This is a genomic window from Nocardia sp. NPDC019323 (assembly GCF_044389845.1).
GTDB lineage: Bacteria > Actinomycetota > Actinomycetes > Mycobacteriales > Mycobacteriaceae > Nocardia > Nocardia implantans.
Genome location: NZ_JBIRYN010000003.1, coordinates 400,623 through 411,994 on the forward strand (window position 1 = coordinate 400,623; position 11,372 = coordinate 411,994).

General features: G+C 68.9%; 12 protein-coding genes. 5 read left to right on the plus strand and 7 right to left on the minus strand.

Translation table 11 applies throughout. The annotated features are described in order from the left end of the window. Positions 1–99: 99 nt before the first annotated feature. Together holA and ACH49X_RS14795 are read left to right on the plus strand one after the other, a co-directional pair. Complete coding sequence (gene holA, locus ACH49X_RS14790) at positions 100–1,071, plus strand: DNA polymerase III subunit delta (RefSeq protein WP_323123910.1); 972 nt, start codon at positions 100–102, stop codon at positions 1,069–1,071. Between the two features lie 33 nt (positions 1,072–1,104). Next, complete coding sequence (locus ACH49X_RS14795) at positions 1,105–1,479, plus strand: hypothetical protein (RefSeq protein WP_357205131.1); 375 nt, start codon at positions 1,105–1,107, stop codon at positions 1,477–1,479. 70 nt (positions 1,480–1,549) lie between these two features. Here ACH49X_RS14795 and ACH49X_RS14800 read toward each other — a convergent pair whose 3' ends face one another. Then, positions 1,550–2,620: an aldo/keto reductase gene (locus tag ACH49X_RS14800; RefSeq protein ID WP_195077577.1), complete on the minus strand. Its 1,071-nt coding sequence runs from the start codon at positions 2,618–2,620 to the stop codon at positions 1,550–1,552. Positions 2,621–2,745: 125 nt separating this feature from the next. Between ACH49X_RS14800 and ACH49X_RS14805 the strand changes: the two genes are divergently transcribed. Next, positions 2,746–3,813, plus strand: a complete 1,068-nt coding sequence (locus tag ACH49X_RS14805; protein WP_357205134.1) for a helix-turn-helix transcriptional regulator — start codon at positions 2,746–2,748, stop codon at positions 3,811–3,813. 7 nt (positions 3,814–3,820) lie between these two features. On the opposite strand, the gene ACH49X_RS14810 is transcribed toward ACH49X_RS14805, so the two are convergent. Together ACH49X_RS14810 and rpsT are read right to left on the minus strand one after the other, a co-directional pair. Beyond that, on the minus strand, positions 3,821–4,069 hold the full coding sequence (locus ACH49X_RS14810) for a hypothetical protein (RefSeq protein ID WP_067810480.1): 249 nt from the start codon (positions 4,067–4,069) through the stop codon (positions 3,821–3,823). Positions 4,070–4,245: 176 nt separating this feature from the next. Continuing rightward, positions 4,246–4,506, minus strand: a complete 261-nt coding sequence (rpsT, locus tag ACH49X_RS14815) for a 30S ribosomal protein S20 (protein ID WP_067810479.1) — start codon at positions 4,504–4,506, stop codon at positions 4,246–4,248. Between the two features lie 439 nt (positions 4,507–4,945). Here rpsT and ACH49X_RS14820 point away from each other — a divergent pair, with 439 nt between their 5' ends. Then, on the plus strand, positions 4,946–5,734 hold the full coding sequence (locus tag ACH49X_RS14820) for an aquaporin (protein WP_195077578.1): 789 nt from the start codon (positions 4,946–4,948) through the stop codon (positions 5,732–5,734). Positions 5,735–5,754: 20 nt separating this feature from the next. Here ACH49X_RS14820 and ACH49X_RS14825 read toward each other — a convergent pair whose 3' ends face one another. Together ACH49X_RS14825 and ACH49X_RS14830 are read right to left on the minus strand one after the other, a co-directional pair. Further along, positions 5,755–6,159, minus strand: coding sequence for a DUF5360 family protein (locus ACH49X_RS14825; protein ID WP_357205137.1), 405 nt, complete (start codon positions 6,157–6,159; stop codon positions 5,755–5,757). Between the two features lie 6 nt (positions 6,160–6,165). Next, positions 6,166–6,720, minus strand: a complete 555-nt coding sequence (locus ACH49X_RS14830) for a type II toxin-antitoxin system PemK/MazF family toxin (protein ID WP_195077580.1) — start codon at positions 6,718–6,720, stop codon at positions 6,166–6,168. 429 nt (positions 6,721–7,149) lie between these two features. Between ACH49X_RS14830 and lepA the strand changes: the two genes are divergently transcribed. Beyond that, the gene (lepA, locus tag ACH49X_RS14835; RefSeq protein ID WP_067811521.1) at positions 7,150–9,027 is read left to right on the plus strand and encodes a translation elongation factor 4; all 1,878 of its coding nucleotides are present in this window, start codon (positions 7,150–7,152) and stop codon (positions 9,025–9,027) included. A 3-nt stretch (positions 9,028–9,030) separates the two neighbouring features. Here the strand turns inward: lepA and ACH49X_RS14840 are convergent, their stop codons facing one another. Together ACH49X_RS14840 and ACH49X_RS14845 are read right to left on the minus strand one after the other, a co-directional pair. Further along, positions 9,031–10,278 (minus strand): HAMP domain-containing sensor histidine kinase, encoded by a 1,248-nt coding sequence (locus tag ACH49X_RS14840; protein WP_195077581.1) that lies wholly within the window; start codon positions 10,276–10,278, stop codon positions 9,031–9,033. Next, positions 10,275–10,967 (minus strand): response regulator transcription factor, encoded by a 693-nt coding sequence (locus ACH49X_RS14845; protein WP_357205141.1) that lies wholly within the window; start codon positions 10,965–10,967, stop codon positions 10,275–10,277. The genes ACH49X_RS14840 and ACH49X_RS14845 overlap by 4 nt, the downstream gene beginning before the upstream one ends. Between the last annotated feature and the right edge of the window lie 405 nt (positions 10,968–11,372).

The window sequence follows — 11,372 nt, forward strand, 5'->3', positions numbered from 1 at the left end:
TCATGGATCGTAGGATCGGGCTGTGAACCAGCACGGCGAATGGAGCAAGGCGGCAGAGCCCGCGAGCACGACGCCCTCCGGCAACGGGGAGGCGCTGTCGTGAGCGAGCGGCCCGCGCCGGTGCACTTGGTGCTCGGGGAAGAAGAGTTGCTGATCGAGCGGGCGCTGGCCGCGCTCACCGCGCAGGTCAGGGCGCTGGCTGCGGACCCGGACGCGGTGCCGGTCGATCGTTTGCGCGCGGGGGACGCGAGTACCGCGGAGCTGGCCGAACTACTGAGCCCGTCGTTGTTCGCCGAGGACCGGGTGATCATCCTCGAGTCGGCGGCCGAAGCGGGTAAAGACGCGGTCGCGGTGATCACCGAGGCTGCGCAGAGCCCGCCCGATGGCGTGGTGCTCGCCGTCGTGCACTCCGGCGGCGGCCGGGCCAAGGCACTCGCGCCCGCGTTGCAGAAGGCCGGGGCCGTCACCCACGACTGCGCCAAGCTGACCAAGGCCGCCGAGCGCGTCGAGTTCGTGCGTGGCGAGTTCCGCAACGCCGGAGTGCGGGTGTCCGGCGAGGTCGTCCAAGTGGTGCTGGAGGCGGTCGGCTCGGACCTGCGTGAGCTGGCGGCGGCGTGCGGGCAGCTTGCCGCGGACACCGGAGGGAAGATCGACGTGGCGGCCGTGCGCCGCTACTACTCGGGCAAGGCCGAGGTCTCCGGCTTCGACGTGGCCGAACTCGCGGTGGCGGGGGACCGTCCCGGTGCGATGGAGGCGCTGCGCTGGGCGAACGACCGCGGCGTGCCGCACGTGCTGCTCGCCGACGCGCTCGCCGACTCGGTGCACACCATCGCGCGCGTCGGTTCGGTCGGGCGCGGCGACCCGTTCAAGCTGGCCCAGCAGCTCGGTATGCCGCCGTGGAAGGTGAAGAAGGCGCAAGCGCAGGCCCGCAACTGGACCCCCGCGACCATCGGCTCCGCTCTCCAGGTGGTCGCGACCCTCAACGCCGACGTGAAAGGCGGCGCCGCCGACGCCGGCTACGCCTTGGAACACGCCCTCACCCGAATCCTCGACCTGCACGGCGCGGATTGAGCCACGCCCGTTCCGATCGCTCGGCCGGAGCGCATGGCGCATGTCGAGCGGGGCTGGTTGGCATCGTTCGGCTGGAGTGCGCGGCGCATGTCGAGCGGGGTCGGTTCGGATCGTTCGGCCGGAGCGGCGTTCCACCGCGTGCCGTCGATCCGTTCGGTCCGCAGTGGAACGGACGGATCACTGAGCCGTCCGCGCGTCAGCTCACCGAAGACGGGCAGTCTGCGCGAGAACGCGCTTCAATGGATCGCGGATGAGATCGGCTCGAGCATTTTTGGGCTCCGCGGTGATGCTCCCGGCGGGCAGATCACCGGCGTGCGCCGTGGCGACGGCTCCGGCAGCGTGAATGCCCGGCACCTGCAGTGCCTGTGGCGATCCGCGATGTGGTGCACCTCGGCTGGATCCACGTAGACGCCCGTGCCTGCGCAGACCGATGCGGCGGTGCGATTTTTTCTTCGCACCGCCGCATAGCGCGCGTCGCTCAGGCGCGCCCTTCGATCTTCAGATCACCGAAGGTGACGCTCTGGGTCATCGGGCGGTTCAGGAACTCGTGCGGGAAGCCGAGGTCCACGGCGCTGGCCTGTTCCAGCCTGGCGAGCTGGGCGGCGTCGAACTCCACCTCGAGCGCGCCGAGGTTGTCCTCCAACTGCGCCGCCGTGCGCGCGCCGATGATCGGCGAGGTGACTCCGGGCTCGCGCAGCGTCCAGGCCAGCGCTACCTGCGAGGGCGTCTTGCCGATCTCGGCCGCGACCTGTTTGACGACGTCGGCGATGGCGAGGCCGCGTTCGGTGAGCGAGCCGTTGGCGGCGGCCACGTTCTTGCGGCTGCCTTCGGGTGAGCCGTCCGCCTGGTGGTCGAGGTCGGCGCGGCTGTACTTGCCGGTGAGCACACCGCTGGCCAGCGGTGACCACGGGATCACGCCGAGGCCCAGCTCCCGCGCCATCGGGATGAGGTCGCGCTCGACGGTCCGCTCGATCAGGCTGTATTCGATCTGCAGCGCGATCAGCGGCGACCAGCCGCGCAGATCGGCGATGGTCTGCATCCGCGCGATCTGCCAGGCGGGCGCGTCGGAGATGCCGACGTAGAGCACTTTGCCCGAGCGGACCAGATCGTCCATGCCGCGCAGGATCTCCTCGACGGGAGTCAGGAAATCCCAGGCGTGCAAGTAGAGCAGGTCGATGTAGTCGGTGTTCAGCCTGCGCAAGCTGGCCTCCACCGAGCCGACCATGCTCTTGCGGTGATTGCCACCGGAATTCGGGTCGCCCTGACGGCGCAGCATGGTGTATTTCGTGGCCAGCACCAGACTTTCGCGGTTGTCCGCAGTGAATTCGCCGAGCAGTTGCTCAGAGGTGCCGTTGGTGTACTGATTGGCCGTATCGATGAAGTTGCCGCCTCGATCGACATAGGTGTCGAAGATCTTGCGGGCCTCGTCCCGGTCCGCGCCCCAGCCCCAATCGGCGCCGAAGGTCATGGTTCCCAGGGACAGGGGCGACACCCGAAGGCCCGATCGGCCGAGCAGCCGGTAGGTGTCGAGGGTGCGAGCTCCGGACATGTCCAGCTCCTTGTGTTTTCGCGATGCCTTGTTGCCGGAAGCCAGTCTTCAGCGTCGTGCGCAGGTCAGTAAGGGAAGTCTCATCCTGGGAAGGCCAGTCCTAGGCAGCCGTAGGATCGACGGTGATGACTGGCACGGTGAACCCCACACAGCGCCGCGACACCAGGTCCGGCGGCGGCAGCCCGCGTGACCAGGCCGGGCCGGGGAGCGGCGCGGAGTCGGCCCAGCGGCGCGACCTCAGCTCCGGTGGCGGCAGCCCGCGCAACCACAGCGGAGCCGGTAGCAGCGCGGATTCGAGCAAGCCCCGCGACCTCGGACCCGGAGGTCGGAACCCGCGCAGTCGAGCGGTGTCCGGTAACGGCGCGGATCGAGTGCAGGAGATGGCCGCCTTCCTGCGGGCCCGCCGGGAGCGGCTGACGCCGGACGATCTCGGCCTGCCGCAGCGCAGGCAGGCGCGCCGGACGCCGGGGCTGCGGCGCGAAGAGGTGGCCGAACTGGCCGGCGTGAGCACCGACTACATCGTGCGGTTGGAGCAGGGGCGGGGCCTGCGGCCGTCGGTGGAGGTGCTGAACGCGCTGGCACGGGCCCTGTGCCTGAACGACGACGAGCGCGCCTACCTGTTCGACCTGGCGCGACAACGGCAGCCCGACAGCGGCAAGCCGAGCACGGCGCCCGCGCCCGCACTGGCCATGCTGGTGCGCGATCTGTCCCCGCTGCCCGCGATGCTGGTCAACCACCGCTACGACATCCTGGCCTGGAATCGGGAGATGGCGGCGTTGATCACCGATTTCGGCGCGCTGCCGGAACGGCAGCGCAACTCCATGTGGCTGTGCCTGCTCGACCCAGGCATGCGGGATTTCTATGTCGAGCGGGAACGCATCATCCGCGAGGGCATCGCCGATCTGCGGGCGGCATGGGCTGCGCATCCGGACGACCGGGCACTGGCCGACCTGATCGCCGAGTTCACCGCCTACAGCGCGGAGTTCGAACAGGCCTGGGCGCGCCACGACGTGCGGGTGCAGGGACGGGGGAACAAGCCGCTGCGGCACCCGGTGGTGGGTCCGCTGGTCGTCAGCTACGAGGTACTCATGCCCGTACAGGATCCCGACCAGCGGATCATCATCTACCGCGCCGCGGACGCGGACTCCCAGGCGGCGCTCGACCGGCTCACCGCCGCGCTCGCCGCGCCGTGACCTGGGGCTATTCCGTGGTGGAACTCAATACCAGTTCGCCGTCGTCGTCCGCGTCCTCGTAGCGGCCTTCCCACTCCTCGTAGGCGGGCACATCCTCGTCCCTGGTGACGATCCACTCCAACGAGTAACCGCCGTCGTCGTCAGGAACCAGCACATTCTCGATCTTGAGTCCGAAGCCGAGCACCTCGGCCGCGCGGATCACGTCGGGCAGATCCTCGGCGCGAACGACCGTCTGATTGGCATACACGGTTACCATGCGCGGAATGGTAGCTGGAACCTCCGACGCGGCGCGGGCCGAACGTCGAAACACCAGCTGGAACGGCTTCGGCGCCTCGGTTGCCGTCCGGGCACGACAAAAGCCGCCGTGGTCATCGAGGCCACGACGGCTGCGTCACACCACGAACTCGGTACCGGCGCGCGGTACCGGGTGAATCAGAGCTTGTTGTAGGCCAGCGCCAGGGCCGACTTCTTGTTGGCGGCCTGGTTGGCGTGGATGACGCCCTTCGAGGCGGCCTTGTCCAGCTTCCGGCTGGCGAACTGCAGGCGCGCGGCGGCGGCTTCCTTGTCACCGGCGGCCGCGGCCTCGCGGAAGCTGCGGATGGCGGTGCGCAGCGCGGACTTGACCGACTGGTTGCGCTTGCGCGCTTCCTCGTTGGTGCGGATCCGCTTCAGCTGGGACTTGATGTTGGCCACGCCGGTTCCTCGTGTTCCTGTCTGGTTGGTCTGTCCTGGAAAAGTTCGTCGGGCGCGCGACATACCCGAGGAGAACGGGTAACGCAGCGCCGAAGGTCGAGGGTACCAGTCACCCTTCGGCTCGCGAAATCGACACCCGACCGGCCGCGGCGTCTCCTGGCGACGTCCGAGTCGGCGGGCGCACGGCGCACCGCCGTGCTTCGGAACGCCACCTACGCCACCACGGTATGCGGTCGCGGCACCCGGCAATCTGCCAGCTCCCTGTCTCACGTGACCGTTTAAGCAGGCCGGAGGTGTGACTCGACCGGCATCGAAGTCGTTGTAGAGATCATCCGACTCGCGTAGCGTCCTCCTAGCAACCGCTGCTTTCATGCGGCTGGCTGTCGAAGCGGTACCACGACTCGTCCGAGTACATGTCTGGAACGCGGAAGGTGGACAGATGTCTCCAACGGCCCAGGAAGTAGTCGAAGAGGCTGTCGAGAACAAGCCGGTGCCCGAGAGCAAGAAGTGGGGCGCGGAGGCGCTCGGCACCTTCGTCCTGGTGATCGGCGGCGTCGGCACCGCGGTGCTGGCGGGGGAGAAGGTCGGTCCGCTCGGCATCGCGCTGGGCTTCGGTCTGTCGCTGATGTTTCTCGTGTACTCGATCGGGCCGATCTCGGGCTGCCACGTCAATCCGGCGGTCACCGTGGGACATCTGTTGCTCGGCCGGCTCAGCGGCGTGTCCGCGGCGGGGTATGTGATCTCCCAGCTCATCGGCGGGCTCCTGGCCGGCCTGGTGTTGTTCGCGCTGGCCAAGAACCTGCCGTCGTACGACCGGTCCGTCGACGGCCTCGGGGCGAACGGATGGGGCAAGCACAGTCCGTCGGCGATCCGCGGGCCGCTGGGGGAGGTGGTGGTGCAGAACGGTTTCGGCATCGCCGCCATGATCATCGTCGAGGTCATGCTCACGGCGCTGCTGGTCTTCGTGGTGCTGTCGTCCACCGACCAGCTCTCCGACGTGCCGCTGGCCGGTCTGTCCATCGGCGTGACGCTGGCGGTGATCCACCTGGTGTCGATCCCGGTGGACAACACCTCGGTCAACCCGGCCCGCAGCCTCGCCGTGGCGCCCTATCAGCACGGCGCGATGGGGCAGGTCTGGGCGTTCATCGTCTTCCCGCTGATCGGCGGCGCGCTCGGCGCGCTGCTGTACGGACTGCTGTTCGGCCGTTCCCGGGACATGATCTCCTGAACGAACGCGTCCCGCGGCGGTCAGCTCGCGGCGCGCTCCTGCGGTGCGGTGCACACCAAGGTGACCAGCGCCGGGATGGGGAACAGCAGCAGGAAGAGGTTGGGCACCCACCACACAGGGCTGAAATCACCGCGCAGCGTCCAGAACGCGATGGCTTGCAACCCCGCCACGCTGGTCAGGGTCAGCGACACGGTCATCAGGGTGCGTCGACCGGGCGAGCGGCACAGGCAGGCCAAGCCGGTGGCGCTCGCGGCCAGGTCGAGCACGACGAACGAATAGTTCCAGTCGCTGATGATCGGGTCGGTGTAATCCTTGTACGCCCATTCTGGCGGGATCACGTGGGCGAACGCGATCGCCCAGTAGAGCAGGAAACCGACGTCGGTGATCAGCATGGCGATCATGGTCGGCCCGAGCACGCGCGACATCGGCGGTCAGTGCCAGGAGTATTCGGCGCAGAGCCGGTGGGCGACCAGATCGAAGGTTTTGCGGGGCAGGATCGCGCCCTCGCGGCGGATGCCCGCCTCCGGTACGTCGAGCACCCGGTCGAGCCGTACCCAGCTGGGCCGGTTGTCGTGGTCCCAGGACCCGCTGCCGATCCCGATCCAGTTGCGGTCGTACGCCCGTTCGGGATTCGACGACAGCATCAGGCCCAGCAGCGTGCGCCGGTCCCGGCCCACCACCAGCACCGGCCGGTCCTTGCCGTTGCTCGGGTCCTCTTCGAACGGCACCCAGGTCCAGACGATCTCCCCGGGGTCGGCCCGCCCGTCCAGTTGCGGCGAGTAGACGATCTGCCGCGCCCGCTCGGCGGTCGGCACCGGCGTGGACGCGGCGGGCCGCACCGCGACACCGGTGGCGGTGCGCCGCTGGGCCAGCGACCCCACCAGCCGGTCGACCAACCGGGGACCCTGCTGCTTGACGATCTTGGGCCCCTGTTGCTTAGCGATGAGACCGATCTGCTTGCCGAGAGAGTTCCAACTTCGGGCCATCTCAGGAGGATAACGGCGCACCTGCCGCTTATCACCCGCGTGGGATGCGTTGTGTCGCGGGGGCCCATTCGTCCGCGAGCGAGCTATGGAAGCGGATGTGCCCGCCGATCCGGGACCGATCGGACATGTCCGGCTTCCTGCCCGCCGGCAAGGTGCGCCGAGGCCGAGCGTGATGATCGCAGCGGAGGACGGCGCAGCGCGCCCGAAGCATCCGCAGCTCGACCACACTCTCGACCCGCCAGGGTGCGAGTCTTACGAGCACCGTTCGCGGCCCGTCTCGCGTCCGAGTGACCGAAGCGCATGCGACGCAGTCGCGAGTCTCGGTCTCTCGGACGCGAGACTTCCCGGGGCCGCGAACACGCAGCGTCGAAGGCGCTGCAAAAACCAACACAGCACCATGGGACGATAGACGGCAGTTTGCCGATACCCATGAGGAGTGGAGTGCCCGCCAGCTTCGCCGACACGACGTTCACCGATCCTGCCCGGATCCGGAACTTCTGCATCATCGCGCACATCGACCACGGCAAGTCGACGCTGGCCGACCGGATGCTGCAACTGACCGGTGTGGTCGAGGAGCGGCAGATGCGTGCGCAGTATCTGGACCGGATGGACATCGAGCGTGAGCGCGGGATCACCATCAAGGCCCAGAACGTGCGGCTGCCCTGGACGCCTCGGACGGGCGACCACGCGGGCACCGATTTCGTGCTGCACCTCATCGACACGCCCGGCCACGTCGACTTCACCTACGAGGTGTCGCGGGCACTGGAGGCGTGCGAGGGCGCGATCCTGCTGGTCGACGCCGCGCAGGGTATCGAGGCGCAGACGCTTGCCAACCTGTACCTGGCGCTGGACAAGGATCTGACGGTCATCCCGGTGCTGAACAAGATCGACCTGCCCGCCGCCGACCCGGAGCGCTACGCCGCCGAACTGGCGCACATCGTCGGCTGCGACCCGTCGGACGTGCTGCGCGTCTCCGGCAAGACCGGCGAAGGTGTGGCCGATCTGCTGGACCAGGTGATCGCCCAGGTGCCGCCGCCGGTCGGTGAGGCGGACGCGCCGGCCCGCGCGATGATCTTCGACTCGGTCTACGACACCTACCGCGGCGTGGTCACCTATGTCCGTGTGGTGGACGGCAAGCTGACCCCGCGCGAGAAGATCAAGATGATGTCCACCGGCGCCACCCATGAGCTGCTGGAGATCGGCATCGTCTCGCCCGAGCCGAAACCGACCCAGGGGCTCGGCGTCGGCGAGGTCGGCTACCTGATCACCGGCGTGAAGGACGTGCGCCAGTCCAAGGTCGGCGACACGGTGACCGGTGCGCGCGGCGGCGCGAGCGAACCGCTCACCGGATATCGCGAGCCGCGCCCGATGGTGTACTCCGGCCTGTACCCGGTGGACGGCTCCGACTATCCCGACCTGCGCGACGCGTTGGAGAAGTTGCAGCTCAACGATGCCGCCCTGACCTACACGCCGGAGACGTCGGTCGCGCTCGGGTTCGGCTTCCGCTGCGGCTTCCTCGGCCTGCTGCACATGGAGATCACGCGCGAACGCCTGCAGCGCGAGTTCGACCTCGACCTGATCTCCACCGCCCCGAACGTGGTGTACCGGGTGGAGATGGAGGACGGCGCCGAGCACGTCGTCACCAATCCCTCGTACTGGCCGGAGGGCAAGGTCCGCAAGGTCTACGAGCCGGTGGTGAAGTGCACCATCATCGCGCCGAGCGAGTTCATCGGCTCGATCATGGAGCTGTGCCAGTCCCGCCGCGGCGAGCTCGGCGGCATGGACTACCTGTCGGAGACCCGCGTCGAGCTGCGCTACACCATGCCGATGGCGGAGATCATCTTCGACTTCTTCGACTCGTTGAAATCGCGCACCCGCGGTTACGCGAGCCTGGACTACGAGGAGGCGGGCGAGCAGGAGTCGCAGCTGGTGAAGGTGGACATCCTGTTGCAGGGCGAGGCGGTGGACGCGTTCAGCGCGATCGTGCACCGCGACGCCGCCCAAGCCTACGGCCACAAGATGACCACCAAGCTGCGCGAGCTGATCCCGCGTCAGCAGTTCGAGGTGCCCATCCAGGCCGCGATCGGGTCGAAGATCATCGCCCGCGAGAACATCCGCGCCATCCGCAAGGACGTGCTGGCCAAGTGCTACGGCGGTGACATCAGCCGCAAGCGCAAGCTGCTGGAGAAGCAGAAGGAAGGCAAGAAGCGGATGAAGACGATCGGCCGCGTCGACGTCCCGCAGGAAGCCTTCGTGGCCGCGCTGTCCTCGGACGCCGCGTCGGACAAGCCGAAGGACAAGAAGTAGGGGTCAGCCCGCCGCGCGCAGCCGCACGCGCAGGCGGGCGCCGCCCAGCGGACTTCTGTCGAGTTCGGCTGTGCCGGAATGGAGTTCGGCCTGCTGGCGGACCAGGGCGAGGCCGAGGCCGGAACCGGGGGAGCCGGGGCCTTTGACGAACCGGTCGAAGGCGTCGCCGCGCAGCGCCTGTGGAATGCCGCGACCGTCGTCGTCCACGGTGATCTCCACCGTGTCCCGCGGGCCGGAGCGTGCGCTGACGGTGACGGTCGCGGCTTCGCCGTGCTGCACGGCGTTGGCGACGGCATTGGTGACGACGAGCATGACCCCGCCCGGCAGTCCGGTCATCGTGATCGGCGCGCATTCGGCGAGTTCCACCCGTACCCCCGGATGCCTGCGCCGCGCGTCGTGCACCGCCCGGTCCAGGGTGTCGCAGAGGTCGAACGGCTCGAAGACGTCCGGTTCGGTGAGTTCGCCGACCGCGAGACGTTCCAGGTCGGTCAGCGTGTTCTCGATCTGCCGTTCGGCCAGGAGGATCTCGGACAGGATCGCGCCGCGCTGCTGTTCGGGAATCTCCTTGGTGGCCAATACTTGCAGGTCGGTGCGCAGCGCGGTGAGCGGCGTGCGCAACTCGTGCGCGCAGACCGCGGCGAAGTCGCGCGCGCCGGTCAGCGCCCGCTGGGTGGCACGGTGGGCGGCTTCCAGCCGGGCGAGCATGCGGGTGATCGCGTCGGAGAGTTCCTCGGCTTCCCGCGCGCCGCGCCCGGACAGCGGCGGCAGTTCCTCCAGGGTGTCGATACGGTGGGTGGCGTCGGCCAGACGACGTAGCGGGCGTGCGGCGAAGCCGGCGAGGAACCAGCCGAGCAGGGCGGCCAGCAACGCGCCCGCCACGCCGATGCCGAGTCCGACGCGCTGGCTGCGATGAATGGCCGCCTCCACCACGTCGCGGTCGGGATCGAGCGCGACCAGCACGCCGGGCAGCCCGTCGACCCGGGCGATCGCCGCGTCGGCAGGCCTGCCGGCGTCCACGGGCGCCTGCTCGGGGGACAACGTGGCCGCGGACGGCGGAACCGGTTGCGCGGGAGCGGCTTCGCGCGGCCCGGCGACCCGCACCGCCATCGACGACACGGTCTCGTCCAGCTGACGCTCACCGGTGGCGCCGAGCAGGGCGGCGAAGGTGATCGTCAAGGTGAGCGCGACCAGTGCCGCGACCACCCCCGACACGACCGCTACCCGCGTGCGCAGCGACGGCGATCCGCTCATGGTTCCTCCCGGAGGACGAAGCCGACGCCGCGCACGGTGTGGATCACCCGGGGTACGCCGTCCGCTTCCAGCTTGCGTCGCAGGTAGCTGACGAACACGTCGACGACATTGGTGTCGGTGGGAAAGTCGTAGCCCCACACGGCGGACAGGATCTGCTCGCGGTCGAGCACGACCCCGATGTGCTCGGCGAGCAGGGCGAGCACATCGAATTCCCGTTTGGTCAGCTCCACCGGCCTGCCCGCGACCAGCACCCGGCGTCCGGCGGGGTCGATCCGCACCTGCCCGACCGTGCGCGCCCGGTCGGGGCGGTCCACCGGTCGGCGCCTGCGCCGCAGCAGCGCGTTCAACCGGGCGACCAGCTCGCCCAGATCGAACGGCTTGGTGAGGTAGTCGTCGGCTCCGCGTTCCAGGCAGGCGATCCGGTCGCTGACCGCGGTGCGGGCGCTGAGCACACAGATCGGGATGTCGTTGCCCATCGCCCGCAGCGCGGTGACCACGCCGACGCCGTCGAGCTCGGGCAGGTTGACGTCGAGCACCATCGCGTCGGGCGTGGCGGTGCGGACCATGCTCAGCGCCGCGGCGCCGTCGGCCGCGGTGACGACCTCGAAATCGGAGAGTTCCAGTCCCCGCCGCAGCGACGCGAGCACGCGAACCTCGTCGTCCACGACCAGGATTCGGTGTCCGGCCATGGGGTCAATCTAATCCCACAGTCTGAGATCGCGACGGTGGCTGCGGGTGTAGGCGCGAAATGGCCCGATACCGGGCGGTGAACCCGAGCAACGCGGCGGCGGAAGATTCGCGGGCAGGCGGCGCCCGGCAGGCCACCGCCCGGCTGGGCAGTGACGCGATGCGCCGGACCGAAAAGTGAGGCATTGACCACGGCGAAATCATGTAACGGACGTGCACCCGCCGACGGGCCCTGGCGTAGCCGAAAAGTGGCGCAGCGGGAGTCGACCGGGTTCGGCAGCCGTCCGGTTAATGCGTCCGCTCCCCGCACGTCCGTATCGCCGAACGGCTGGTTTGTCGAGTCCGACGGTGGAAAGCGTGACTTCGGCACTCCGCCGGCAACCTTTACAGCTCCATCAGTTCCGCTG